23 protein-coding genes and 1 riboswitch are annotated in these 26,817 nt (G+C 37.9%); of the genes, 2 read left to right on the top strand and 21 right to left on the bottom strand.

Annotation, left to right across the window (positions count from 1 at the left end; genetic code table 11):
- Positions 1–6: 6 nt before the first annotated feature.
- From AC6BKE_RS05450 to AC6BKE_RS05360, 19 genes are all read right to left on the bottom strand, one after another.
- A complete protein-coding gene (locus AC6BKE_RS05450) occupies positions 7–198 on the bottom strand; it encodes a hypothetical protein (protein WP_036128468.1) in 192 nt (63 codons plus the stop codon).
- A gap of 21 nt (positions 199–219) precedes the next feature.
- Positions 220–684, bottom strand: a complete 465-nt coding sequence (locus AC6BKE_RS05445) for a hypothetical protein (protein ID WP_036128470.1) — start codon at positions 682–684, stop codon at positions 220–222.
- A 136-nt stretch (positions 685–820) separates the two neighbouring features.
- Complete coding sequence (locus tag AC6BKE_RS05440) at positions 821–1,444, bottom strand: NUDIX domain-containing protein (RefSeq protein WP_141904263.1); 624 nt, start codon at positions 1,442–1,444, stop codon at positions 821–823.
- 11 nt (positions 1,445–1,455) lie between these two features.
- A complete protein-coding gene (locus tag AC6BKE_RS05435) occupies positions 1,456–2,547 on the bottom strand; it encodes an AI-2E family transporter (protein WP_036128475.1) in 1,092 nt (363 codons plus the stop codon).
- A gap of 242 nt (positions 2,548–2,789) precedes the next feature.
- The gene (locus tag AC6BKE_RS05430) at positions 2,790–4,487 is read right to left on the bottom strand and encodes a M3 family oligoendopeptidase (protein ID WP_036128477.1); all 1,698 of its coding nucleotides are present in this window, start codon (positions 4,485–4,487) and stop codon (positions 2,790–2,792) included.
- 142 nt (positions 4,488–4,629) lie between these two features.
- Positions 4,630–5,205 carry a YdcF family protein gene (locus AC6BKE_RS05425; protein ID WP_483869263.1) on the bottom strand — a complete coding sequence of 192 codons (576 nt, stop codon included), beginning with the start codon at positions 5,203–5,205 and terminating at the stop codon, positions 4,630–4,632.
- 610 nt (positions 5,206–5,815) lie between these two features.
- Complete coding sequence (locus tag AC6BKE_RS05420) at positions 5,816–7,558, bottom strand: methyl-accepting chemotaxis protein (RefSeq protein ID WP_330493694.1); 1,743 nt, start codon at positions 7,556–7,558, stop codon at positions 5,816–5,818.
- 199 nt (positions 7,559–7,757) lie between these two features.
- Positions 7,758–9,506, bottom strand: coding sequence for a methyl-accepting chemotaxis protein (locus AC6BKE_RS05415; RefSeq protein WP_036128492.1), 1,749 nt, complete (start codon positions 9,504–9,506; stop codon positions 7,758–7,760).
- Positions 9,507–9,588: 82 nt separating this feature from the next.
- Positions 9,589–10,884, bottom strand: a complete 1,296-nt coding sequence (locus AC6BKE_RS05410) for an arsenic transporter (RefSeq protein WP_036128494.1) — start codon at positions 10,882–10,884, stop codon at positions 9,589–9,591.
- A 66-nt stretch (positions 10,885–10,950) separates the two neighbouring features.
- On the bottom strand, positions 10,951–11,670 hold the full coding sequence (locus tag AC6BKE_RS05405) for a YebC/PmpR family DNA-binding transcriptional regulator (protein ID WP_036128496.1): 720 nt from the start codon (positions 11,668–11,670) through the stop codon (positions 10,951–10,953).
- Between the two features lie 200 nt (positions 11,671–11,870).
- Positions 11,871–12,332 (bottom strand): low molecular weight protein-tyrosine-phosphatase, encoded by a 462-nt coding sequence (locus AC6BKE_RS05400; protein WP_036128500.1) that lies wholly within the window; start codon positions 12,330–12,332, stop codon positions 11,871–11,873.
- 58 nt (positions 12,333–12,390) lie between these two features.
- Entirely contained in the window at positions 12,391–12,993 is a 603-nt protein-coding gene (locus tag AC6BKE_RS05395) for a lysophospholipid acyltransferase family protein (protein ID WP_036128502.1), read from the bottom strand.
- A 79-nt stretch (positions 12,994–13,072) separates the two neighbouring features.
- Positions 13,073–13,906, bottom strand: a complete 834-nt coding sequence (locus AC6BKE_RS05390) for a putative RNA methyltransferase (RefSeq protein ID WP_036128503.1) — start codon at positions 13,904–13,906, stop codon at positions 13,073–13,075.
- A 2-nt stretch (positions 13,907–13,908) separates the two neighbouring features.
- Entirely contained in the window at positions 13,909–15,264 is a 1,356-nt protein-coding gene (locus tag AC6BKE_RS05385) for an MATE family efflux transporter (RefSeq protein ID WP_101966905.1), read from the bottom strand.
- A gap of 150 nt (positions 15,265–15,414) precedes the next feature.
- Positions 15,415–16,182 (bottom strand): tyrosine-protein phosphatase, encoded by a 768-nt coding sequence (locus AC6BKE_RS05380; RefSeq protein WP_036128509.1) that lies wholly within the window; start codon positions 16,180–16,182, stop codon positions 15,415–15,417.
- A gap of 142 nt (positions 16,183–16,324) precedes the next feature.
- Positions 16,325–17,275, bottom strand: a complete 951-nt coding sequence (locus AC6BKE_RS05375; RefSeq protein WP_036128510.1) for an ABC transporter substrate-binding protein — start codon at positions 17,273–17,275, stop codon at positions 16,325–16,327.
- The gene (locus AC6BKE_RS05370) at positions 17,259–17,816 is read right to left on the bottom strand and encodes a cobalamin adenosyltransferase family protein (RefSeq protein ID WP_499856116.1); all 558 of its coding nucleotides are present in this window, start codon (positions 17,814–17,816) and stop codon (positions 17,259–17,261) included. The genes AC6BKE_RS05375 and AC6BKE_RS05370 overlap by 17 nt, the downstream gene beginning before the upstream one ends.
- A gap of 153 nt (positions 17,817–17,969) precedes the next feature.
- Positions 17,970–18,169, bottom strand: a riboswitch (cobalamin riboswitch).
- A gap of 99 nt (positions 18,170–18,268) precedes the next feature.
- Positions 18,269–18,814 carry a glutathione peroxidase gene (locus AC6BKE_RS05365; protein WP_036128514.1) on the bottom strand — a complete coding sequence of 182 codons (546 nt, stop codon included), beginning with the start codon at positions 18,812–18,814 and terminating at the stop codon, positions 18,269–18,271.
- Positions 18,815–18,898: 84 nt separating this feature from the next.
- Positions 18,899–19,447 (bottom strand): hypothetical protein, encoded by a 549-nt coding sequence (locus AC6BKE_RS05360; protein WP_036128516.1) that lies wholly within the window; start codon positions 19,445–19,447, stop codon positions 18,899–18,901.
- 90 nt (positions 19,448–19,537) lie between these two features.
- Between AC6BKE_RS05360 and ytvI the strand changes: the two genes are divergently transcribed.
- Positions 19,538–20,596: a sporulation integral membrane protein YtvI gene (ytvI, locus tag AC6BKE_RS05355; RefSeq protein WP_036128518.1), complete on the top strand. Its 1,059-nt coding sequence runs from the start codon at positions 19,538–19,540 to the stop codon at positions 20,594–20,596.
- Positions 20,597–20,790: 194 nt separating this feature from the next.
- On the opposite strand, the gene AC6BKE_RS05350 is transcribed toward ytvI, so the two are convergent.
- Both AC6BKE_RS05350 and AC6BKE_RS05345 read right to left on the bottom strand, forming a co-directional pair.
- Positions 20,791–21,924 (bottom strand): C40 family peptidase, encoded by a 1,134-nt coding sequence (locus tag AC6BKE_RS05350; RefSeq protein WP_036128519.1) that lies wholly within the window; start codon positions 21,922–21,924, stop codon positions 20,791–20,793.
- A gap of 847 nt (positions 21,925–22,771) precedes the next feature.
- Positions 22,772–24,760 (bottom strand): ABC1 kinase family protein, encoded by a 1,989-nt coding sequence (locus AC6BKE_RS05345; RefSeq protein WP_058843809.1) that lies wholly within the window; start codon positions 24,758–24,760, stop codon positions 22,772–22,774.
- A 245-nt stretch (positions 24,761–25,005) separates the two neighbouring features.
- Here AC6BKE_RS05345 and AC6BKE_RS05340 point away from each other — a divergent pair, with 245 nt between their 5' ends.
- Positions 25,006–26,700, top strand: a complete 1,695-nt coding sequence (locus AC6BKE_RS05340; protein WP_499856114.1) for an FAD-dependent oxidoreductase — start codon at positions 25,006–25,008, stop codon at positions 26,698–26,700.
- The last annotated feature ends 117 nt before the right edge of the window (positions 26,701–26,817 follow it).

Below are 26,817 nucleotides of genomic sequence, written 5' to 3'. Positions count from 1 at the left end.
TCTCGATTATCTTGAATTCGAGATAATTGTAGCCTGTGGCAAAATTAAATTCAAGCTCTTTGACTTATTAATTTCTCGATTTTCTCGATTCGGCTGTTCCTCATGGTTTTTATAAAAATTAGTAATGGTAAAAACTGAAAATAAACATGCCACGATTAAAACAACAATTACAATTCCCACTAATTTTTTTCCGTTCATTTATGATGATCCCCCGTATGTTTATTTCTTTGTACGAAAGCCTTCTTCTAGTAAATATTCCTTTGCCGCGTCATACGTACCAAATGCCTCTTCAAGATTTTCTCCATGATACACATTCCAAGAACGTTGCTCAAACGCTAGCTGTAATTTCACACCATCTCGGCTATGCCAAATCTCTACAATCGGCTCCTGCTCTTCTACTTCTTCTGATAAATACTGAATAGAATCCTCAATAATCTCACGTAGCTGTTGCTCATCGTAATCACGGATATTCACTAATCCTTTATCAGTAGCCTCTTGCTCATAGCGTAATAAATCCCCAACAAAGACAAAGCCATTGCCATTTGGGTGAAGCTTTTCCACTACAATTGTCTTTTCATAAAGACTATCCATATAGTGATAATTTAAGCGTTTTAATGAAATCTCCTTTTTTGTTAGTCCAGAAAACGATTCAATAATCGCTTGTTTTTGTTCAAATGTTAGCATATTAAAAATGCTCCTTTTCTTTACAATCTATCTTACAGTATAACGTATTTTTTACTGTTATATCGTGTAGTTTCTAAATCATTTTTGCCCAAAAAGTAGGACAAGCTTACATTGATAGCTTGTCCTACTTTCCCTCTTATGATGTTTGATTAAATATCTTTTCGCGTGTAAATTTTATCACTTGTGCTACATACAATTCTCGATAAGGAACAAATTGCGTGGTGCCAACTGGTCTGACAATTTTCACTCGTTGACCATCAGGGAAATACTCGTACCCTTCAATATTAAGTGTTGTTGTTTCTCCCAAGAAGAAAGCCTCAGCCTCATTTAGCCTTGCTCTCACTACACCTGATACTTCCTCGTACTGTAAATCAAAGGAATCCCAATCGTGCTCGAAAGGGTATATGTAGACATGGCAAAATTCATTGTCAATCATATTTTCGGAAACGATACTACAAGAGGTCATGCCCATTTTGACAACTTCATGGACATCTATCTGGAGCCCTAATTCTTCTTTTACTTCTCTGATACCTGACTCCACAGTCTCAATCGCTAAAAGATGTCCTGCTGCTGTAATATCGAGTAAGCCTGGATAATCCTTTTTCTGTGAGCTACGTATTTGAAAATAAATATAGTCTTCATTGACAAGCCAGCAATGAAAAGTCTCATGCCAAAGCCCTTTTTCATGTACTTCTGCTCTCGTAGCTGTCCCTATTTGCTCATGCTGCTCATTAAATACCTTTACAATTTCTCGTTCCATTGTTTCGACTCCTATACTGACTTCGTCGCTTTTTTCTTAATCGCATTACGTTGATCATAAATATTGGATACGATAACCTTTAATACTGCATAAAATGGTACAGCGATAATAATTCCAATAAAACCTGCTATATTACCTGCTGCTAGAATAATTGTAATCACGGTTAGTGGATGGATATCAAGGGATTTCCCCATAACATTAGGTGTGATAAAGTTGCTATCAATTTGCTGAGCAACAAGCGTCACAACGGATACCCACACAACTAAAATAGGATCCTGAATAACTGCTACGATCAGCGCTGGCGCAAAGGCGATCCAAGGTCCGATAAATGGAATCATGTTCATAAAGAACGCGAAGATTACTAGCAGCAACGAATAGTCTAATCCAATAATTAAATAGCCGACATACATAATAAGTGCTAATAAAAAACTAATTTGCAGTTGGCCCTGAATATAAGTACGTAATACATCATCAATTTCACTTAACGTTTTCTTTACCCATTGCTGACGTTCACCACTGAAATACTTATAGATGGATGGTGCAAATTTCTCATGATCCTTCAGCATAAAAATAAAGAAAAACGGAATTAATATAGCTAATAACGATACGGACACTATGGATTGTAAAAAAGACATAAATCCTTTACTCGCCACTACTGCAACATCTTGTACTGAATTCGCCATTTTTTCAATAACATCATTTAATTGCTGTGGGAAGTTATCTTTATTTTGCGTTACATAGTCTGTTAGTTGCTGAATGCTTGTGCTAATGCTCGTACTAATCATAGGGGCATTCTTCACTAATTTATTGATCTGCTCAGCAATCGGATTACCAATAATCCAACCAAAAATCCCTACAATGGCTATTAGCCCAAATACAATCGTCAAAATACTTCCCCATCTAGGAAATCTACGTTTTTCTAAAAATCTCTGGATCGGTTCTGTCACATAATAGAGGACACCGCCAAGTAGTAAAGGGACAAAAATAGCTTTTAATATGATGACTAATGGTGAAAAAATCCAATGAATCTCTATAAAATATTTAATGATTAGTAGTGTAATTAATATCCCTACACCTACTTGAAACCAAACTTTCCTCGTCACTTTTATTCACTTCCTTTTTTCACAGTTACTGAAAATACTACTGATATATTACCCATTTCGCAAGTATCCTAGTATTTTTAAACAAAATCAATGATACTACTGGACGACATTGCTACATGCGCACAGCTAAGCCATGCGTCCAGATTTTTCGAATTTGCTTGAAAAATCAACTTTGACAAACTAAAAAATTCGCTCACTTCCACAACGCTTAGCATGGAAGTGTAGCGAATTTACGTAATCAATTATAGTGAAGAATCGTCTACTGAATTTAAGTATTCCTCAATTTCCCCGATAACCGATTCAACACAGCCATCTTCAAATGGTGAAATTAAACCTGCCTCTTTTACCAGCTTTGTAAAGGACATAGAACCACCTAAGCCACATAGATGAATATAGTCTTTCCAAGCCGATTCAAATTCTTCACGTGAGCGTTTCCAGAACTGGAATGCACAAATTTGGGCTAACGTGTAATCAATATAATAAAATGGACTTGCATAAATATGGCCCTGACGTTGCCATATGCCTCCAGCCTCTAGGTAGCTGTTATGATCATAGTCGCGGTGTGGTAAATATGTTTCCTCAATTTTTTTCCATGCTGCTTTACGTTCAGCCGGCGTCATTGTTGGATTTTCATAAATAACATGTTGGAACTCATCTACTGCAACACCATATGGTAAGAATAAAAGACCACTACTTAAATGCGTAAATTTATATTTCTCTGTATCCTCTTTAAAGAACAACTCCATCCAAGGCCATGTGAAGAATTCCATACTCATCGAGTGAATTTCACAAGATTCATAGGTCGGCCATAGATACTCTGGAATGCCAATGTTACGGCTTGAATAAACTTGGAAGGCATGTCCTGCTTCATGTGTTAATACATCGATATCACCTGACGTACCGTTAAAATTCGAGAAAATAAATGGAGAATGATAGTTTTCAATAAATGTACAATAACCACCACTCTCTTTCCCTTTCTTCGCTACTAGGTCCATTAAGTCATGGTCAATCATGAAATTGAAGAATTCTCCTGTTTCAGGTGATAATTCCTCATACATTTTCTTACCATTCGCCACGATCCACTCTGGATCTCCTTTTGGAGCAGCATTACCTGATAAGAAGTTGAATGCTTCATCATAGAATTTAAAATCTTCAATTCCAATACGCTTTGCCTGACGCTCATATAGCTTCGTTGCCACAGGTACAATTAAATCACGAACCTGATCACGGAATTTTTGAACCATTTCCGCATTATAATCAATACGATTCATACGAACATATCCTAGCTCAACATAGTTGTTATAGCCTAGTTTAATCGCAATTTCATGACGTACTTTTACAAGCTCATCATATAAACGATCGAAATCATCTTCATGCTTCGCAAAGAAACCGAAACGGGCATCAGTTGCTGCCTTACGTGTTTCTCGATCAGTTGATTCTGCAAACGGACCAAGCTGAGCAAGTGTTAATGTCTCCCCATTAAAGTCAATTTGTGCAGAAGCTACAAGCTTATTATACTCAGAAACAAGCTTGTTTTCTTTTTGCATTAAATCAATAACTGCTGGTGAAAAACCCTTAATTTGATAGCTTGCAAGGTCAAATAATTGTTGACCCCACTTCTCTTCTAATTGCTCACGGAATGGTGAATCAATTAATGCTTTATAATATTCAGTCGTTACTTCTTCTAGCTCTGGGCCTACTTCATCGAAATAATCGCGTTCTGCTTGATAAAATTCATCATTCGTATCGATTGAAGCGCGAATGTATACTAAGTTAGCCATTGTCGCAAAGTCATTACTGATGGCATTTAGCTTCTCAATTACACCACTTTGCTCATCTATTGATTGTGCATGTTTAAATTGCTCGATAAGTGCTAATTGCTGTTCTTTCATCGCTGCCACATTTGGACGGCTATACTGATAATCTTTAAACGTTGTCATTGAAGTCCCCTCTTTCTGTCCTATACCCCGTGATATTTCTATTATATGCCAAATGGAACCTATTAAGAAACAATTATCTATTTTTGTAGTGGTGTTTTTTACGAGAAAGCACTAGAAATGATTACGCCTCAATGAAAGTACTTTAATAGCCAACAATATACGTTTTTAATAAAGCGGCTCTTTCTCTCAATCTTAGTTTAGCTTCTACTGACTTTGGTGTTTCGGCTGCGACGACATCCACTTCGAAATCTAAAGTTTCTGCTAAATACTTAGCGCGTTTCAAATGAAAGTCATTTGAAACGATGGTGATTTTCTTTGTATCTTTCGGTAATAATTCTTTGGAAAATACTAAATTTTCATAAGTGGACGTAGACTTGTCCTCGACGATAATCCTTGTAGCCTCGATACCGTTCTGTTCTAAATATTCTTGCATAACAGATGCCTCTGTTTGATCTTCATCAGGTCCTTGCCCCCCTGACACAATGACCTTAACATGAGGGTATTTTGTTAAGTATGGAACTGCCACCTCTAATCTACTCTTTAATGAAAGTGATGGTACACCACCCGCCTTTACTTTTGCCCCTAGTATAATCATATAGTCAGCAGAGCCTTTTGCACTTGGTTCAACACCCTGCTCTATTTGTTTTCCCAACCAAATATAAAGAACCATTCCAATGCTTACTAGAAGTACACTTCCTCCAATTACCCATTTTTTCACAAATCACCCCTCCTTTACCTTTTATTAACGCAGCTAAAGAAAAAAGGATGCTTGTTGACCAAGCATCCCATAGTGTTGAAAAACAAAACCATCCATAGAATTTATGTGAAAGGTGAAAAAGGATCTCCGTTGCAGGCTACTTGCTTTCCTGTGGGCGAGCGCCGAGCCGCTTCCTCCGCTACCACTCCGTTTAGAGGCTCGCCTGTCTCGCTATCCCACGGGAGTCAAGTAGCCTTCCACTCCAATCCATAAAAAAGTGAAGGTATTCACTACTCTTTTATGGAGGGGTGTTGTCACACATCACTTCTCCACATTGAAAGTAAGAGGCTATCCTCTCTTATAATATAAATAATGGGCTATTTTGTTCAGGAAAAGACACTTTTGCAGAATGGTTGATTGGAGTGGAGCCGGCGTCACTCCTAGGGGATTTAGCGTCACAGAGGAGACCCTGGAGCGAACGCAGTGAGTGAAGCGGCTCATCGGACGCCCCCTGGAAAGGACGCTGGCGGAACGGAAATCAACCCCTCGCCTTACAAAATTGCTTATTATGCCGTTGACATTACCTTTTTTCAACAACATGGGATGCTTGTTGACCAAGCATCCTGCATAATTATCTCAATATAAAGCGTTTAATAGACTCCTGTAAGGCTGATATTTCATCAGTTAGATCATTGGAAGACTCACTAACAAGCTGGATTGCTCGTTGCTGCTCATCTACAGACGCTGTTACCTCTTCAGATGCAGCAGCATTCTTTTCACTAATCATTGCAATGCTTTCAATCGACTGCATAATAACATTCTTGGAGCTATTTAAATATTCTACACCCTCTGCCATATCTCCTATAATGGCTATTATTTTTTCAACAGCCAATTTAATTTCTTTAAAAGATAACGCTGTCACCTGAACCGAATCATTTTGCTGATGCACAATAGCATGCGTTTTCTGCATCTCATCATTGACTAACTTCGTTTCACTTTCAATCCCCTTTATAGTGGTGCGGACGAGCTCTGTCGCGACTGATGTTTGATCCGCAAGCTTACGTACTTCTTCTGCAACAACTGCAAATCCTTTACCATGTTCTCCCGCTCTTGCGGCTTCAATAGAGGCATTAAGAGCCAGTAGGTTTGTTTGGTCGGAAATTTGCGTAATTGTCTCTACAATACCTTCAATTTCATGCACTTTGACTATTAAACTGCCAAAAACAGATTGAATGTTCTGAATAATATCGGAAGATTCCTGTGATGTCTCTTTTAAACTATCTAGATTAACGAGACCTTCTTCATTTGATTTTTTCATATGCTGTGATGCATCCAACATTAAATCATTTTTATCGTGCAATCCTTCAATTTGCTGAGCAAACTCAATAGCTGTTCGATTTGTATCCTCCGCATCTGATGCTTGCTTGACTGCACCTTTAGATACTTCATTGATGGCTTTGACGATTTCGTCACCATAGGCATCCGTCTCTTCAGCCACTGCTGTTAGGTTCGCTGATGTCGATTGTATTTCTACAATCGCTTCCTCCACATCTGAAATAAGCGTTTTGAGTTGATTTACCATTTCATTAAAGCCCTCATTTAATTGTCCAATTTCATCTGAACGCTGTAAATGCTCAATCTCTACAGTTAAATTCCCTTGCGCTACTTCTCGCACACGCATCGATAATTTTTTAACTGGTAATGCCAGATGTCTAGATACTAAAATGACTACGATTGTCCCGATAATAATCGCACCCACTAATGTCACACCAATCACTAACAATAAAGAATTTGCCCCTTCGTTAAAATCTTGCATATATGTACCTGATGCGATTACCCATCCCCAATGTGGATCTTTCTCCGAATAAATAATTTTATCTGCTAAGACATCCTGACCTGGTAGCTCAAATTCATATACTGTAAAACCACCACCAGCAAGAGCTTTTTCAGTCACTTCCCGAATAAAATAATTTCCGCTACTATCCTGGTCATTCCAAAGATTATCCCCTTCTCGCGTTGGATGTGTTGTTAATGTCCCCTTATCATCCAATACATAAATATAGCCATATTCTCCTAAATCACCAGGATAATTAATAGGGCGTTTCCCTTCGCTATCTTTAGGTCCAAGAAACGCCTCACGTACTCGCTCCTGTGCAACTTCTAAAGGAATGTCACCTTTTTCAACACTCTCATTGGCAAGCTCAATTATTTGCAAAGCTGATTCTACGCTATTGTAAAGTACTTGCTCACCAATTTCCTCCATGCCATTCTTAGCCTTACCGTAGCTAACTATACCAATTATTAAACTTGGAATAATCAGTATTGCTAATGAAATAATAATCAATTTCCCCTGTATTGAACGTAAAAACCTCATACTTTAGCCCCCCTATTTCGTTCAACAAATATTACTTTATATTATGTTATGGTTTGAAAGTTTTCACAATGGGTAAAACACAAATTATTTTCTAATTTCCCTTAATATGGTTTATTTAGACATTTACACACTACTATCTCCTATTAAAAAACTATTTTTCTACAAGACCTATGCTTATAGAAAAATAGTTTCAAGGTCATCATAATTTGAATGTATTAATCGTATCGATAACTTCTTTAGATGTCTGATCTAAAATGGTTACAACTTCATTTAATTCCGAAACCATTGCTACTTGTAAGTCAGAGGAAGTTGCAACTTCCTTTGTTCCTAGCACACTATGCTTCGCAATATCATTCATTTGCTCTATAGTAGCTAATATTTCCTCAGAGCCAGCTGACATTTCCTCGATCACAGCTGAATCATCTTGAATTTTGTTATTTACCTCAATGACTGATTGCAATATTTGCTCTAAGCTTACACCAATATATTGCACCGCTTTATTGCCTGCTTGTACGTCTACTGTACTGCTCGACATCTCTTGCAATGCTCGATCTGTTATTTTCTTAAAGCTTTCTAAATGCATGTGTATTTCGTCAGCTGATGATTTAGACATCTCTGCAAGTTTACGTACTTCGTCCGCCACAACCGCAAATCCTTTACCTGCTTCCCCAGCCCTCGCTGCTTCAATCGCCGCATTCAAAGCAAGTAAGTTTGTTTGATCGGCAATACTCGTAATGATCGTCACCATCTCTTCAATAGAACGGAACTTCTCGCCCATCTCCTCGACATGATTAGCTGTACGTAAAACGGAGGCTTCTACATTTTGAATTTGTGATACAACTTCTTGTGAATGACCAACACTTGTTTCAACTAGACCCGTCATAGCTGAAGATGACTCGGCAATTTCAGACGTAGTATCAGCTAGACGTTGAATACCAATCGACATTTCGTTCATCGTTAAGACAACCTCTTGATTGTTTTGCTGCTGCTGCTCACTCCCCGCAGCAATTTCGATAATACGATCCGCAATTTGAGCGTTTGATGTTTCCACATGATGAGTTGTCTCATCAATCTTTTGAACGACACTTTGTAAAGCTAATGTTCGTTGTTGAATCGTGTGGAATGTTTCTTTTAATCTTTGTAGAGACTCCTTAAAGGATTGAGCAAAAATAGTAATCTCATTTTCTCCTGTCAATTGAATTTCCTCTACTGCCATAGATGCCTTAGCAATATCTCCTTGTGCAAAGTTTTGTGCGGCAACACCTAAATTTGTTAAAGGCTTCAACGCTCGATTGATATAACGATACATAATAAACATAACAAGTCCTATTAAAGCTAATATAACGACAATTAAAGCAGGTAAAATGGCTGTTAGCACAGCATTTGTCACACCACTTACCTCTGTTGCCTCTATATCTACCCCTACAAAGGCAACAATATTTCCTGAGGCATCTTTCAATGGCACAGTACCTGATAAATAATCGCCAAAATCGCTATGTAAAATATCGGAGTAGTAGTTCCCCGTATCCATTACCTTTTTTAAATCTTTATAATAGGTGGAAGCAGATTCATCTCCTATAACGCCAGCATTTTCTTGATCATCTACTGGCATACCATCCACTAAAAATCGAACCTTTTTATCTTCCTTTGGGACTGCGAAAGTATAGGCATACAGAACCCCATTTATTTCACGCAATTCATTGAGTTCTTGCCTTAGCTGCCAATATAATTCAGATTCCTTTGGGTCCTGTGAGAGTTGTTCATATTCATCTGCGTTCAAACGTTTTGCAATATTCTCAGCAACTGCAACTGCCTGTGTTCCCATTGTTTTATTAACAGATGATTTCGCTGTATATATCGTTGTTACAATGAAAAAGGCTAACAAAGCTAATAGCATAACAAATGACATTAGCACAATTTTATTACTTAATTTACCTGTCGCTCGCATACTTTCCTCCTTTAATACGCTGATATATTAATATCTTACTATTACTTATTGTACTATTTATTTCACTATTTCGACAATATAACTATGCTATTATACTTATCCAAAAAACTAATGCTAGTAAAGTAGCGAGCAGTGTTGGAATTGTAAGAATGATGCCGATTCTAAAATACTGTCCCCAGCTAATTTTAATGCCCTTTTGAGCCAATATATGAAGCCATAATAATGTCGCAAGTGAGCCAATCGGTGTCATTTTCGGACCTAAATTTGTGCCAATAACATTTGCATAAATGAGCCCTTCCTTCATCATACCAGTTGCACTTGTTTCAGAAATCGCTAAGGCATCAATCATAACAGTAGGTAAATTATTCATCACTGCAGACAAAATTGCCGCAACAAATCCCATCGTCATGGTTGCCACTACAAAACCATGCTGTACCGCTTGCTCTAGTAAACTGGCTAGCAATCCTGTCATCCCTACATTTTTTAATCCATAGACCACCACATACATACCGATGGAAAAGAACACTATATTCCACGGCGCTCCTTTTATGACCCTCTTCGTATCTACAACCTTACTACGCTGTGCAAGCGATAAGAAAATAGAAGCAACACCGCATAAAACGAAGGATACAGGAATGTGTAGAACTTCACCGACCACGAACCCTACTAATAGGATGGCAATCACATACCAAGCTATCGAAAATAAGCGAGGATCTCGAATTGCCTGCTTTGGATGCTCAACCGCCTCAAGAGAATAATGCTGTGGAATGGACCGTCGAAAAACAATATACAGTACAACAATACTGGCCACTAAAGAAAAGAAATTCGGTACAACCATATGAATTGCATACTCTATAAAGCCGATTTCAAAAAAATCAGCTGATACAATATTAGTTAAATTACTTATTACAAATGGTAAGGAAGTTGTATCTGCTATAAAACCACTTGCCATGATAAACGGAAAAATCATTTTTTCAGTTAAATTCAGTTTTCTTACCATTGCTAACACAATGGGAGTGAGTATTAAAGCCGCTCCATCATTAGCAAATAGGGCCGACACAACTGCCCCTAGGCAAGCAATATAAACAAATAACCGAATTCCGCTTCCCTTCGCAAGTCGTGCCATGTGCAGAGCTGCCCATTCGAAAAAACCAATTTCATCTAAGATTAGCGAAATTAAAATAATGCCAATAAATGATAACGTCGCATTCCAAACAATTCCAGTTACTGCTAACACATCATGCCAGGTAACTACACCCATTAGTAAGGCAATCGCCGCCCCTATACAGGCTGACCAGCCGATAGATAGTTTACGTGGTTGTACTATGACAAAAAATAATGTGACTAAAAATAAACTAATGGCTAAAATACTCTGCATCGTTTTCCTCCCTAATTAAAAACCAGTAGCTAATTTGCTACTGGTTTACTCACTTCATTTATCGATTTATTCGCCCAAATCTGCATTGTGGAAGACATTTTGTACATCCTCTAAATCTTCTAATGCATCGATTAGTTTTTCAAACTTAGCTACATCATCGCCAGTTAAGGCAACTTCTGTTTGAGGTAGCATAGAAAGCTCTGCTACTGTAAATTCTGCAACCCCTGCAGCCTTTAACGCTTCTTGTGTCGCAAAGAATTGATCTGGCTCCGCATAAATAATAACCGCGTCATCCTCTTCTAAAATATCGCGAGCATCAAGATCTGCTTCCATTAAAATTTCAAGTACTTCATCAGCCGTTTTACCTTCTAAGCCAATAACTGCAGTTGAATCGAACATATAAGCGACAGATCCACTGACACCCATGTTCCCGTTATTTTTACCAAATGCCGCACGAACATCTGATGCTGTACGATTCACATTGTTTGTTAAAGCATCCACAATAATCATTGTGCCGGCTGGTCCAAAGCCTTCATAACGTAATTCATCAAAGTTTTCATCGCCGCCACCTTTTGCTTTATCGATGGCTTTTTCTATAATATGTTTTGGAACACTGTATGTTTTCGCGCGTTCGAGCACTACTTTAAGTGCACGGTTTGACTCTGGATCTGGTTCGCCTGATTTAGCTGCCACATAAATTTCTCGCCCGAATTTTGCATTAATACGGCTTGTGCTTTGATCTTTAGACGCTTTCTTTTCTTTAATGTTGTTCCACTTACGACCCATTGTTTCCACTCTCTTTCAAATATAAGTTTATAAAAATGATAGATACGCAGTTGCACATCTGTAAATGGTAATTAAATACTTATCGTATCTTTACTCTGCAAATAATAACACAATGATACTTACAAAGCTATATATACCAATGTTTAAGCTAATATTTTCTGAAGAAATAGCTGTTAAAATTTTCGTTTTTTAGTGTCACTTTACAACAGCTCTTGTTTTATTTTTGCTAGTAATGCCTGACAGCCTTCTTGCACTAAATCATAGGTTTCTTGAAAATCACCCGTATAATATGGATCAGGGACGTCTTTGCGATGTTCCGTTAAATCTAGAAAACGAAAAATCTTTGGTGAGCGCGGATCGCCTAGCATCGTTCGGATATTGCGAATATTGCTTTCATCCATACCGATAATATAAGCGAATTTTTCAAAATCAGCCCGTTGTAATTGTCGACCTTGCATGCCTGTTGTGGAAATACCATTTTCTCTAAGCTTATCCAATGTACCTTGATGTGGAGGTTCACCAATATGCCATGAACTTGTGGCAGCAGAATCCACTTCAATTTTATCTCCTAAATGCTCTTTTTCTACTAACTCTCGCATGACGGCTTCTGCCATGGGAGAGCGACAAATATTACCTAAGCAAACGAAAAGTACTCGAATCATGTTTCTCCTCCTACAACAAAGCACTCAAAATCTATGTGACTCTGAGTGCCGCTTCTCTTTATTTGACTGCAATACGTTTTTGTAATTCTTCCGTTAAAGAAATTAGCTCATGTTCAAGATGTTGTGTAAATTGCTCACGACCTTCTTTCCCTTTCCCTGTTACATAAAATGGCTCACCATAGATTAAGTAGCCTTTGCCACGCTTCATTACATCGCCAGCATTACGCGCGCCAACATATGCAGCTGGAACAATTTGCGCCTTTGCTAGCTGTGCAATCGTAATCGCTCCTTGCTTCAAATCCGTTCCTTCTGAGCTACGAGTACCAGAGGGAAAAATCCCTACAATTTTACCTTCTTTCAATAACTGTGAAGGAATTTTAATCACGCTTGGTCCAGGATTATCACGATCCACCGGAAAGGCATTTAAACGCTCAATAAGCCAGCCAAGCCCTTTCATTTCAAATAATTGCTTCTTCGCCATAAAGTGAATTTCACGAGGGTACATGGCTACACCAAGGTTTAAAATATCGACGTAGCCTGTATGTGTACAAGCTATAATATACCCACCATCTTTTGGCAAGTTTTCTTCTCCATATACACGAGCCTTTGAACCCATTAATTTTAATATTACTTTGACAACATTAGCTGCTAATTTATACACTGTTACATTCCTACCTTATTCAATAGTTATTCCCATTGTAATCGAAAAGACCAGTATACTGCAATTGCAGGTGGCCCTCTTAAACTTTCCCTACTAATAGATCTACATCAATCGTAATTTCATTTAATACAATGGCCGTTTCCTCTTTTTTATGCCAGCCCATCGGTGTCATCTCTAATAACGCCGGCACAAGCTCTTCTGCAAGCGGTAAAGTATAGGTTACACGTTCTACTATAACTTCACTAAAGCTATCTTTAAAACGGGCAACAATTTGTTCATTAGAGTATGTTTCCTTGCTCGAATCTGCATATAATTGGGCACGCAGTTCCTGTAAATAGCCGCTTTGTGGTACAACCTTTACAAGACAGCCATCTGGGGCAAGAAGACGCTTAAATTCCTCATAATTTGCGGGCGATAAAATATTTAATATTGCATCAAAGCTTTCTTGCGCAAATGGACTTTTGGCTAAATCACCTACACACCAAATTTGTTGTGGATAATGACGTGTTGCTGCCAATATGCCCTCTTTTGCTATATCGATACCAACACCGATGCCATTGTCTATGTCTGTCATAATACGAGCTAAATGTGATCCTTCTCCACAGCCAGTATCAAGCACTGTTTTTGCAGAGGCTATAAGCTTACTAATTTTTTCTTCTACAGCATCATAAATCCCACTATCAATCACTGCCTTACGAGATTCAAAAAGACTTTTGCTATATTTAGAAGCAGCGCTATGTGTCAGCATGTTGACATAGCCCTGCTTAGCTATATCAAAAGAATGGTTAGCAGGACAAACCAATCTTCCCTGCTCATAGACATGCATCGATTGCTGACATACAGGACAAGCAAAAAGTGTGATAGATTGCTCCATTAATGCTGCCGCTATCGCACGTTTAGATAATGCTCCCATTTCTATGCCTCCTTCTGTTCATTCGGTGAAACGAGGGCAAATCGCTCCCATTTACGGCTTTTCCATCTAAAGTATACGATAATTGCACGTACCCATTCATCTGCTGAAATAGCTAGCCATATTCCAACCAAGCCCCAATCCAATATAAATACAAATAAATAACCAAGCGGAAGACTCATACAAACCATCGATAGAAAACCAATCTTCACAGGAAATCTGGCATCTCCAGAAGCACGTAAAGAGTTAATGACAACGATATTCATTGTACGGCCAGTCTCTAGCAAAATACTGAGGGCTAACACGGATGCTCCAATAGTAATGACATCTGGATTATCGGTAAAAACATGCATGAGTGGTTTGCGGAAAATCGTAACGACTGCAACCATAATAATCGTAAAAACAAATGCCGCACGGACACTTATCCATAGTTGATGGTATGCCTCATCCTTCTTCCCTGCCCCCACATGACGTCCGATAATAATAGCTGTTCCTGTACCAATGGCAATCGCAAATAAATACGTAAACATCGAAATATTCATAGCATATTGTCGTGCTGCCAGTGTTTCTGCTCCTAAATATGTCGCATAATATAAAAAGACAATCTGACAAAACTGATAAAGTACCTGCTCAAAGGCAGAAGGTAAACCAATGTTTAATATTTTCCTTACATATTCCTTAGAATAATCAAAATAATAGTGTAGCTTCACGCGTACTTCCATCACTTGATAGAGCAACCAGAAAAACACTAGTACAGCTAATCCCCGACTAATGACCGAAGAAATAGCCGCTCCTTTTACACCAAGCTCTGGTAAACCTAAATTCCCAAAAATCAGACCATAGTTTAGCACAACATGCAAGATATTCATGCCAAGTGATACATACATCGTTTGCTTCGTCCAACCATGTACACGAATAATTGCAGCAAGTGCATTAATAATAGCCTGTAGAAAAATAAAACTCCCGATGATAACTAAATAACTTTGTGCATAGTGAAGTACTTCTCCCTGCAAGTTCATCATAGTCATTAAATGTTTTGCAAAGAAGAAAAATAGAATACTCATTAACAGTCCAACAACCAAATTCATTGTGACAGCTAAAGCCGATATTTTCGCTGCTTCAAAAAAACGTCTTGAACCTAAATACTGTGAAACGACAATGGATGCACCATTCCCTACCACTTCAAGAATCAAGATCGCAATATGGATATATTGATTGGCTGCACCTACTCCGGATACAGCATTATCTGATAAAGCACTGAGCATAAAAGTATCGGCTAATCCCATTAACATAAATAGAAATACTTCTAAGAAAATAGGCCATGTTAAATGGAATAGACTTAACTTATTTGTCTCTTTCATTGTCTCTGCCAATACTTTCACTTCTCCTATATTTTTCTTAAAAATCTATTGTATCTTATCATAAATTTTCAGACTGTAAAGAGGTTTATAGGAAGACAGCGCTTCCACATAAAAAATCCCTCTCACACAGATATGTGAAAGGGGTCATTGTTATGTTAAGCAATAAGCTTGCAATTGCTCTCGTCTAGCAATAGTTAGGCCAAACTCCTGCTCTAAAAACTTAGTCTTTGAGCCATAATGGTAATCCATAGCATCCAATGCTGCTTGTAAATAGTCTTCTCGAGCAGACATTAATGCATAAAATTGCTGTAATTCTTGCTCATTATATTGATGTTGAATAGCCTGTGCCATTCTGTCTACCATTGGACGTAAATGGATATTCGTGTTTAAATAGTCTTCCATAATCGTCTCCTCAGGTACATCTAAGGCTAGCAAAATAAGAGCTCCCCCTATACCTGTGCGATCCTTACCAACTGCACAATGGTGGACAAGACCCAAATTGTCAGGATTTTGTATGGTTTTCATTAACTCTTTAAAAGAAGGATTATTAAACGGCATCTGTGCATAAAAATCTCGGAACATTTCGGGGCTTACTGCTTTATAAAAATCTCTACCACCAGCATTTGTAGGCATTTCAAATGTATGATTGCCCTTCGCTGGTATTTGAATATATTGAGCGTGTGAGAACATAGGGTTAGGATTATGGTGTGCCTCATTATTATCACGATAATCAAAAATGGTTTTAATCCCTAATGTTTCAAATAGCTCTTTATCCGCCAACGTCATTTTCCCAAGAGCCGCTGAGCGGTAAAATAAACCGTTCTTGACAATGCGCCCATCCCTTGTCCTATATCCCCCCATATCTCGAAAATTATAAACTGCCTCAAATGGAATTATCTTTGTCTCTAACTGTTCCAATTACTACACCTCCTAAAATTATCGAGCACTCTTACTTTTATTTTATAGAACTAACTCAATTAATTCCAATTTTCACACTAGGAAATAACAACACACATAAAAATGGCTAGCTGTCAGTATACAGCTAGCCTTGAATGGTTTCTTATTTAAATAACTCTGGATAGACAGCCTTTGCTACTAGTTCTACGGCTTCCCCAATACGTGGGCCAGGTCGATTAGAGATATCTGTATCAAGAGTCTGTACTGCTTTATTTTGAACTGCTGTCACTGTATTCCATCCATCACGTGCAAGTATTTCACCTATTGGATCCTCTGTGTAGTTTACTGTCGTTAAAATAACATCTGGGTTTTTCACTATGACATCTTCCTCAGAAACTTGTGCCCAGCTGCTCAAGTCAGAAAAAACATTCTTAACATTGGCTGCATCTAGTATTTCTTGCTGGAAAGTACCAGAGCCTGCTGTATAAATATCGGGCTTAGGACTAATTTCTAAATAAACATTTTTCGGTGCTTTTACTTCCTTCACCTTTGCTTTAACGTCAGCTAATTTCGCTTTAATCTCTTCGTTTACTTCATTTCCTTTATCTGCAACACCCATTACAGCTGCGATCTGTTCGATGTCACCATAAACATCATCGAATGTAGCTGCTGATTGAATAACAAACACTTTGATTCCAGCATCTTCAAGTGGTTTCATTGCTTCCTTATCACCAATCGTATAAGCTATAACAACATCTGGCTTCAACGCTATGATTCGTTCACTGTTAAAATTCACAGAATCAGAAACCCGTTCAATTTTCTGTGCTTCCTCTGGGTAAGTATCATACTCAGTTGCTCCTACGATTTTATCACCAACACCTAGAGCAAATAAAATTTCTGTGTTACTTGGTTGCAATGATACAACTGTTTTTGGTACTTCTTTAAACTCTATTTCTACACCGCGATCATCTGTCACTTTGTAGTTTGTTTGCTCTGTTTGTTGTGTATCCTGTGAAGCGTCTTTATTTTTAGTATCTACTGAAGTACCACAACCTGCTAAAATCATTGCAAGGAAGAGTACTGTTAGCCATTGAACATTAAATAATTTCTTCATTATTATTCTCCTTTTTCTTTTTCATCGGATATGATTTACTAATAAATGGTATTTCAACTATCCCTGCTTGTTGATTCATAAAGACAGCCATAACGAAGCACACATTGGCTAATAGGCCTAAATAATCAAAAAGAATAGCTGGAACCTCTCGTTCTTCCGATACTTTGTGTAATGTACGATATGATTTTTTTGCTTCACTACGGCAAAGATGTAGAGCAGCGGCAGCCTCTGTACCTTGAGGTAAGACAAAGTTTTGTATCTCTTCCTTCACATGACGAACATAAAAATCATAGCGCTCACTTAACCAAGCAAGATCCTCTTCTGTTACAGCTAGTTTTCCACGAACCGAGCCATTGACATGGTAGGCCATAGGTAAAATAATCATTAAATCTTCTACAACAGCTTGTACATCCTCTTTCTTAACTGCAGCTAAAGCAACTCCCAAATGCGTAGTCAGACTGTCTGTTCGAATCTCAAAATCAACCGTCGAAGCTTTTTCACGCATAAATGGATAACAAGAATAACGTGCATCTTTTTTCACTTGCGATCCCCCCACTTTTCATTATGAAAATTCTTGCATAAAAAAACGCCGCTCCTTTACGCAAAGGAACGACGAAAATAACATAATAATGGCCAAATTAACATGACATAGCCTATGTATTTGCCGTATATCCTCCTAGCTTCCGAGAAGTTTTTATACGTTCAAACAAAGGTCGGTCTCCTGGCTTGTACAGTTCATTACATAAAAAACGAATGTGTGATAAAGTACCTTCCCATCTCTGTTAAGACAGTGGTAAACCTTTATACTAGCTGTACTTACAGTTGCGGAAACAGCTTCGGTTTTTCACCGAATTCCCGATTATGCTTGTTAGCACCTTTATTCTGCAAGAATAATTCACTTGTAAAGCAGTTTATCATATATTAATAGGAAAAAATAGCTGTGCTTTGAATGGATCGTCACCATTTCTAAAGAATAAGATAAACAAAACTGTTTTATAGTATAGTTTCAATTGCCTGTTCAATATCAAGTTGTGAATCTGTTGGTTCAAAGCGTGCAACGGTCTTGCCGTTAGCATCTACTAAAAACTTTGTAAAGTTCCAGCGAATATTACGACCATCTAAAAAGTTAGGGGCAAGTTGAACAATTGCCTCAGCAAGCATTTTTTCCTGCATGCTCGCCTTGCCAAACTCTCGAAAATCCACTTCATGTTTTAAATAATTAAATAATGGGTGGGTAGTCTCTCCATTTACTTGTACAAGCTCAAAAATTGGGAAGGTAACGCCATAATTCACTTTACAAAGATGCGTAGTCTCCTCGCCATCTTCAGGATTTTGATGACCAAATTGATCGCAAGGAAATCCTAGAACGACAAAATTATCTTTCCCATATTTATCATACATTTTTTGTAAGTCATCAAATTGATATGTAAATCGGCATTGATTCGCCGTATTGACAATTAGCATCGTTTTTCCACGATATGTTTCCATGGATAAAATTTCACCATTAGGTTTTCGTACTAAATAATTATAAATGCTCATGTCTTAACCCCTTTTATTTTTTCATTTATTATAGTTGACTATTCAATAATTTACCAAATAATTTGCACAAAAAACACCATCTCGTTACGTTGAACGGATGGCTGACTTATACTTCTGTTTAGATTTAACGTCCTGCTCTTCATTAATTAAACGATGGGCAATGTCTAATAACTTTATGTCACTTGTCTCGTCATATAGCTTTTTAAAAGATACAATAATATCATGGCGAATGTGAGTCGGATGCTTCTCATCTAAACAAGTTTGAAATCTCTTTGCTAAATAAGACACCACTAAGTCACTTTGTACTTGACCTGCTAGCCCAATTTTCCAAATAGCTTGTAATGCATTTCGAGCTGTAACGGATCGTTCATCATAAGTCACAGCCCAAATCTTTAAAAAATCCTCCAATACCCTTTCTTCTGGGTCACTTTTTGCGGCTAAGGCGCATAAAATTTGTGCAGCACGTGCACGTGCATGACCATCTTTGTATGTAAGTGCTTGTACAAGCTGTTCCCAGACTGCATATGTCCAATCTACGGGTTCCTGCAGAATTTTTATTAGTTCCTCGTAAGATTCAATATCGCGGTCATGCTCTGTTAGATTATTAAAAAGTTGCAAAATCTCTTTCTCCATAATTTATCCCTACCTTTATTGTTTCAGAACGTAATAAAATTTGATTTATGGTACACTTAACTTAATTTTTTTCTCAAAGAAGGTGAGTTTATGAATAAATTTAATGCTAGGAAAATGATTTTCCGATTGATTGTGATTCTTTCTCTACTTGTAGCTGCCTATTTTGTAATCCCTGTATCCATGCCTATAATACTTGCTGGTGTCAGTGCATTTTTCTTAGAACCCATTGTTATGTTCTTTAAAAGGCGATGGAAAATGTCAAGGAAAATTGTAGTTGCTTTTATATACATAGTGAGTGTTATTGTTATCTCTATTATTTGCTATATATCCATTACACAAATTATGTCGCAAATAATTATATTATCAAAGCAAGCTCCCTATTATATTTCCAAGCTATCAGATATGTGGCTTCATATGCAAGAAAATATTTCTAAATACACAGAGGACTTTCCACCTGAAGTAAGTGCTTCGCTTCAAAAAACCACTATGGATTTCATAAAGAAAGTTGAAGAATCCTTTTTAAGCTTCTTTAATTATAACAAAGTTTCAGCATTCTTTTCAGAGATTCCAAGCCTATTTATCAGTCTTCTCGTTTATATGATTGCTTTATTCCTATTTATGCTTGATTTGCCCAAATTAAAGGAAATCACTTATAAATATTTAAAGCCTAACACAGCAAAGAAAATAAAAATCATCTTAAATCGTTTAAAAGATGCAACATTCGGTTATATGAAGGCACACTTATTTGTAAGCTTTATCATAGGTGGCGTCACACTTATTGGATTACTATTAATCCAACCGAAATATGCAGTTACGATGACCATTATTATTTGGTTAATAGATATCGTTCCTTTCCTAGGGTCCATTATTATATTAGCCCCATGGGGACTATACCATCTATTAATGGGAAACACAGCTATCGCTGTAAAATTATTCATCTTAGCTGCTATTTTACTTATTATTCGTCGTGTCGTCGAGCCTAAACTAATGGGCGACCACATTGGCTTATCCACTTTGCCAACATTAATTGCCATGTTCATTGGTCTACAGTTATTTGGTATCATTGGTTTACTCGTTGGCCCATTTGTTATCATTTTCTTTATTGCCTTAAAAGAGACAGGTGTCATTAAGCTAAATTTTAAAATTTAATGCAAAGTCATTACGCTTCGAGCTTACCTCTAATGCTCCTCTTAAACCACTGGAAATGCAAAATAAGTGTTCATCTCTCCTCGACAAAGGAGGTAGATGAACACTAAAGCAAAATAAAAAAGGTCATCTTTGTATATTTTTTCTCTACAAAGATGACCTTTTCATCATGTCAATCGTCTATTAAATATAGAGGCTTATTGAATACGACCAAAGCCTACTAAGTATTGATTCCACCAATCAAGTGATTCAATTACGATACCATTGTTTTGAGCATCGATCATTGTGTTGTTCCCTAAGTAAATACCTACGTGAGCTACACCAGAACCATAGCTGAAGAATACTAAGTCTCCAACACGCGCTTCACTTGCTGAGATACGTTGAGTTGCTAAATACTGCTGTGATGCTGTACGTGGTAAAGAAACACCTGCTTGTTTGTATGACCACTGTACAAGACCTGAACAGTCAAAGCCTGTCGATGGGTTACTACCACCCCAGACATATGGACGTCCTAGGAATTGTTTAGCTGTTGAAATAGCATCTCCTGAAGAAGCCGTACCAGCTCCTGAGCCCATAACAATTTTTTGTGGCACGCCGCCATCATTATTTTGAGTTGCTTGTACAACTGGAGTTGCTGCTTGTAGCGCACGTAAACGGGCTGCTTCTTCTTCAGCTGCTTTACGCTCTGCCTCTAAACGTTCTTCTTCTTGTTTCGTTGCAATTTGAGCTTTTAATGCAAGTGATTTCGCTTCATTTTCAGCCTTTTTCACTTCCATTTCGCTTTCCTTTTGTTGAAGCTCTTGGAACTGCTTTTGAAGCTCTTTTTGTTTTTCATCTAGTATAGCTTTTTGTTGCTCTAAGCTTGCTTTATCTGCTTCCTGTTGATCTACCAATTCTTGGTCAGCATCCATTAATGTTTTGACCGCTACGACACGATCCATTAAATCGGCAAAGCTTTTTGCTTCAAGAACGACATTTAAATAAACGCCTACAGTATTATCTTGTGCTTGGTATGCAGCCATACGCTCACTTAAAATTTTAGAACGTTGCTCGATACGTTTTTGTGTTTCAACAATACTAGCATCCACTTCTTTAATATCAGCTTGTACCTGTTTAAATATTTTCACCTTTGCGTCGATCTCTTGTTGTAACTTTGTTAATTCTTCTTGTAATTTTTTAACTTGTGCATCAATTTCAGCCTTTTTCTCAATCATTTGTTGAGAAGTTTCTTCGGCATGTACTTCTGTTGGTTGAATTGTATTAAATAATAAGCCGCCAGCTAGTGCTAATGCTAGCACCATCGACTTACGCCATTTATTGCGCTTACCCACTGATTTTCATTCCCCTTCATCTGTCAATTTCGCTCTAGATATTCTATGTAATCACTTGAACGATTCTATTTTAATCAAATGTTCTTATATTTATTTTAGCCTTTTAAAGTTTAGCATTTTCGGCATAACTTTTATACTATTTCATGTCTATTTAATACATTAGTAAAACTCGAAATATTTCTGTAATATTTGCAAGAAAGCTACTTTATTCTACAAAACGCCACTTTATTCTGCCTATCGCTACTATTAGCTGATTCAACATTAGACCTACACATCACTTTGTAATGTTTTTGTAATATTTTATTCAAATATTTCAATGAAAAAGGTAGGGAATCAATCCCTACCTACTAATGTTTGAAAAAAACCACCAATAGAATTTTCGCGAAAAGTGAAAATGGATTTCCGTTGCAGGCTACTTGCTTTCCTGTGGGCGAGCGCCGAGCCGCTTCCTCCGCTATCGCTCTGTGCAGGGGCTCGCCTGACTCGCTATCCCACGGGAGTCAAGTAGCCTTCCCATAAAAATGTTTCTTTTTAGTTAAGATTTTCCAATAAAGTGAAGGGTATTCACTACTCTTTATGGAGGGGTGTTGTCACTCAGCACTTCTCCACATTGAAAATAAGGGCCTCTCCTTTCTCTAAGAAGACAAATAATGGGCTAATTTGTTTACTACGGCTCGTATGAAAGATAAGGAAAAGACACTTTTGAACATGGTTGATTAGAGCGAACGCAGTGAGTAAAGCGGCTCATAAGACGCCCCCTGGAAAAGGCGCTGGCGGAACCCCCCCACCCGTCTCTGCCGTTGACATCACCTTTTTCAACAACATGAGGTAGGGAATCAATCCCTACCTACTGCTTCATCGATCTCAGTGCTTGTATAGATAATCTCACTAACAAAATTGCACATAAAAATAAACCTAAATAAGCGGCTGTGTTTAAATATACCGCATACGAATCATGAATAAATTGTGAGATGGCTAAAAGAGCGACAGATATAATGCCAAATGTTATCCCTACTAGAAGCAGCACAAATCGAGAAAACAGATGTGTGATAAAACGTGCATTATGTTCATCCGAGAATATATCATGATGTAAAATGATTTTCCCACTTTCAACCCGTTGGATGAGTTGATCTACCCTTCTTGGCATTTTTCGCAAAGTGGGAATCAGCATGGATAGTTCCTCCTGCAGTCGCTCTTTTGTTGCCATCGGTTCTTTAAATGGCTTTAGGAAAGACGCACGCATATATGTAGCAGAAAAATCCTTTGCCTCTGTAAATATATCGAAACGTTGATCAATGACCCGTAATGTGCCATCTAGCGTCACCAAGGACCGGAGAGCCAATCCTACAGCAGGATAAAATGCAAGTCCAAAATCTCTTACCACTGTAAAGAGCGCATGGATCAATTCTTCAGTTGGTATGCGATCAACATAGGAGATTTTTAATAAAATTTGATCGATGGCCTGCTCCATTCTTGCGCGTTCTGCATGATCAGCATTTTCCACTAATAATGTTAGGCCATCATATAACACGCTTGAATCATTAAGCTGAATGCCCATCAAAAATAGCTTTAAGCCTTCTTGCTGTGTAGCTCCTAATCGTCCAACGGCTCCAAAATCGAGCAAAACGGGTGTGCCATCCGATTCATCGATATGAATATTACCTGGATGTGGGTCTGCATGAAAAATACCTGAGAATAGCATTTGCTCAAAGAAAGAATATAATACCGTTTTGGCAAAGTGCCTACGATCAATAGATAAACGTTTGAATTCTGATGCCCCATCCGCCACACTTTGTCCACGAATATATTCCATCACAATGATATTCTCATTACTATACGCTGTATAAATTTTAGGAATTCGCACCTTATAATCACTTTTGGCTAGCGCATTCTTTACCTGTAATGTGTTACGCACTTCAATATCTAAATGAATTTCCTCACGTAGTCCATCGGCAAACCCACCCGCTAACTCCCGAAAGCCTAATGACTCTGCCCAAGTCGATTTTGTTGAAAGCCAATTAGCAAATTCCTCTAAAATTTCAAGATCATCACGCATAATCCCTTTTACTTCTGGGCGCAATAGCTTGACGACAACCTCTTCATAATTTTTGAGTCGTGCCTTATGCACTTGGCCAATTGACGCTGCTGCAATGGGCTCCATTTGAAAATGACTAAAGATTTCATCCATAGGTTGTGGAAGTGAACCCTCTAAAATTTGTGTAACTTGCTCTGCTGGTAAAGGCTTCACACTATGTTGCAATCTTTCTAACTCATCAATAAAAATAGGTGAAAATAATTCTTTACGTGTAGAGAGGACCTGTCCAAATTTAATAAAAATCCCACCACACTGCTCTAAAGTTGCTCGTAGTGCAATCGCAAGCTCTTTTTCATTTTCCCGCTGCCTTGCATATTTAATTGTTTGCACAACACCGTTTGTAACAGCAATTTTTAACACCTGTCGCAAACGTTTCTGCTGTCGCCAATAGCTTCGCAGACGCAATAGCAAGGACTTTTGACCGTTACGACGATCTCCAGCCGTAATACCGCTTGGATCAAATAACTCAAAAACCAAATAAAGCAACATCGAGATAAGTAGCATACTACCAATCCAAATAAGTGTGCTAACCTCTGTCACTGTCTGCATCATCGTTTCAGACAAAAAATCTGTATGGCGTAAATAAGAATACCAGTAAACAAAAGAGGTTAGTGTCACACTAATGACGACCGATAGCACTCTGCGAACAAAATTAATATTTGAACCAATTAATCGTCCGCTCACAATATAAATCAAACCCGATACAATGAGGATTTGAATTAAAAATTTCAAAAAAATCAACAGTGTCACCCCCTGTGTCATTTCCAATTCCTACTACCGCTAGTATAGCAAATTTATGCCCTAACTTTCTTTTACAAGGAATATCTCTGAAATTTTATAATATGTACTGCTTGATAATATACCCTTATAGGTATATTATTGATTTATAGTATTCATCCTATATAAATAATCAATCATTAGAAATTAAACCCTTATTTAATAGTACCCAAATACCCTAATATGTATTTTGAAAAGGAGTGTTTACTTTGAGTAAAAAATTTATAGTAGTTGGTGGCGTTGCAGGTGGCGCATCAACAGCGGCACGTATACGTCGTCTTGATGAAAAAGCAGAAATTATCATGTTTGAGAAAGGCCCGAATGTTTCTTTCTCTAATTGTTCCCTACCGTTCCACTTGAGCGGGATTGTTGAAAATAGCGATAAATTAATCTTAATGACACCTCAAGCCTTTCAAACAAAATACAATATTGAAGCTCGTGTTCAACAAGAAGTTATACGTATTAACCGCATGCAAAAAACTGTCACGATTACGGATTTGAAAACTGGTGCTGATTATGAGGAAAGTTACGATACGTTAGTTCTGTCGCCTGGTGCAAGTCCTATCGTTCCAAACTTAGAAGGTATTCATTCTGAACATGTCTTTACTATTCGAAATGTGGTGGATATTGACCGTTTAAACCGTTATCTACAAACGGATAATGTGCAAGATATTGCTGTAATTGGCGGAGGCTTCATTGGTGTAGAGGTAGCAGAAAATCTAAAGCTTGCAGGCTTTAATGTATCACTAGTCGAATTCGGTCAACAAATTATGGCACCGTTCGATTATGACATGGCTCAAATATTACACAAGGAAATGGCTGACAAAGGGGTTCAAGTCATTGTGAACGACGGCCTCGCACAAGTTGCACCCGATTATGTGGTATTAAATTCAGGCAAGCAATTAAAAGCACAAGCAGTTGTATTAGCCATTGGTGTTCGCCCTGAAACCAAATTAGCTAAAGAAGCTGGGCTAGTTATTGGTGAACTAGGGGGTATTCGAGTGGACGCTAATTATGTGACATCTGACCCTTCCATCTATGCTGTAGGAGATGCTATTGAAGTATTCCATCAGCTTACTCATAAACAAACGCGTCTAGCTTTAGCTGGTCCTGCTCAACGACAAGCACGCGCCGCAGCTAACCATATGTATAGTATCCCACAGCATAACAAAGGGGTTATTGGTTCTTCGAGCGTACAAATTTTCGACCTTGTATGTGCTGCAACAGGTTTGAACGAAAAAACAGCTCTAGCAAATGGCTTTCAAGCAAAAAGTGTTTATTTAATTGCACCAGACAAAGTAGGATTAATGCCAAATAGTAATCCACTTCACTTTAAACTCATTTACGAAACACCAACTGGAAAGGTTCTTGGTGCACAGGCGGTTGGTAAAGGGAATGCAGATAAACGAATAGACGTTATAGCCACTCTTATCACAATGGGCGGTACTTTAGAAGATTTGAAGGAACTAGAATTATCCTATTCTCCAATGTTTAGCACTGCACGTGATATTGTAAATTTGGCAGCACTTGTAGCACAAAACCAATTACACGGGAACTTCAAACAAATAAAAGTGGATGAAGTTAGGCCACTCATTGAAAAGCAAGCCTTTTTCTTAGATGTACGTGAAAAGAACGAATTCGAATCTGGTCATCTCATTGGCGCCCACCATATACCTTTAAGCGAACTTCGAGAACGAATGAATGAGATACCAAAGGATCAGCCTGTTTATGTACATTGCCGATCTGGTCAACGAAGTTATAACGCGGTTATGACTCTACAAAATAATGGCTATTCTAATGTCATGAATGTCAGTGGATCATTCCTTGGTATTTGCTTATATGAATACTTTACAGATATAACAACTAACAGGGAAAAAATTGTAACTACCTATAACTTTAACTAATCTAAAAGGGATGCGGTGATGTCAATGGGAGAAGCAGCTATTTTGAAAGGTAAGGGGTTGATTTCCGTTCCGTCAGTGTCCTTTCCAAGGGGGGCGTCCGATGAGCCGCTTCACTCA

It is taken from the genome of Lysinibacillus sp. COL-1 (genome assembly GCF_059814265.1).
The sequence above is the reverse complement of the archived record's forward strand: the minus strand, read 5'-3'. Positions and strand labels throughout refer to the sequence as shown.

Coding starts and splice junctions, on each gene's coding strand:
- AC6BKE_RS05450 (WP_036128468.1), bottom strand. CDS start 198: ATGAACGGAAAAAAATTAGTGGGAATTGTAATTGTTGTTTTAATCGTG.
- AC6BKE_RS05445 (WP_036128470.1), bottom strand. CDS start 684: ATGCTAACATTTGAACAAAAACAAGCGATTATTGAATCGTTTTCTGGA.
- AC6BKE_RS05440 (WP_141904263.1), bottom strand. CDS start 1,444: ATGGAACGAGAAATTGTAAAGGTATTTAATGAGCAGCATGAGCAAATA.
- AC6BKE_RS05430 (WP_036128477.1), bottom strand. CDS start 4,487: ATGACAACGTTTAAAGATTATCAGTATAGCCGTCCAAATGTGGCAGCG.
- AC6BKE_RS05420 (WP_330493694.1), bottom strand. CDS start 7,558: ATGAGGTTTTTACGTTCAATACAGGGGAAATTGATTATTATTTCATTA.
- AC6BKE_RS05415 (WP_036128492.1), bottom strand. CDS start 9,506: ATGCGAGCGACAGGTAAATTAAGTAATAAAATTGTGCTAATGTCATTT.
- AC6BKE_RS05410 (WP_036128494.1), bottom strand. CDS start 10,884: ATGCAGAGTATTTTAGCCATTAGTTTATTTTTAGTCACATTATTTTTT.
- AC6BKE_RS05405 (WP_036128496.1), bottom strand. CDS start 11,670: ATGGGTCGTAAGTGGAACAACATTAAAGAAAAGAAAGCGTCTAAAGAT.
- AC6BKE_RS05400 (WP_036128500.1), bottom strand. CDS start 12,332: ATGATTCGAGTACTTTTCGTTTGCTTAGGTAATATTTGTCGCTCTCCC.
- AC6BKE_RS05390 (WP_036128503.1), bottom strand. CDS start 13,906: ATGGGAGCATTATCTAAACGTGCGATAGCGGCAGCATTAATGGAGCAA.
- AC6BKE_RS05385 (WP_101966905.1), bottom strand. CDS start 15,264: ATGAAAGAGACAAATAAGTTAAGTCTATTCCATTTAACATGGCCTATT.
- AC6BKE_RS05375 (WP_036128510.1), bottom strand. CDS start 17,275: ATGAAGAAATTATTTAATGTTCAATGGCTAACAGTACTCTTCCTTGCA.
- AC6BKE_RS05365 (WP_036128514.1), bottom strand. CDS start 18,814: ATGAGCATTTATAATTATTTAGTACGAAAACCTAATGGTGAAATTTTA.
- AC6BKE_RS05360 (WP_036128516.1), bottom strand. CDS start 19,447: ATGGAGAAAGAGATTTTGCAACTTTTTAATAATCTAACAGAGCATGAC.
- ytvI (WP_036128518.1), top strand. CDS start 19,538: ATGAATAAATTTAATGCTAGGAAAATGATTTTCCGATTGATTGTGATT.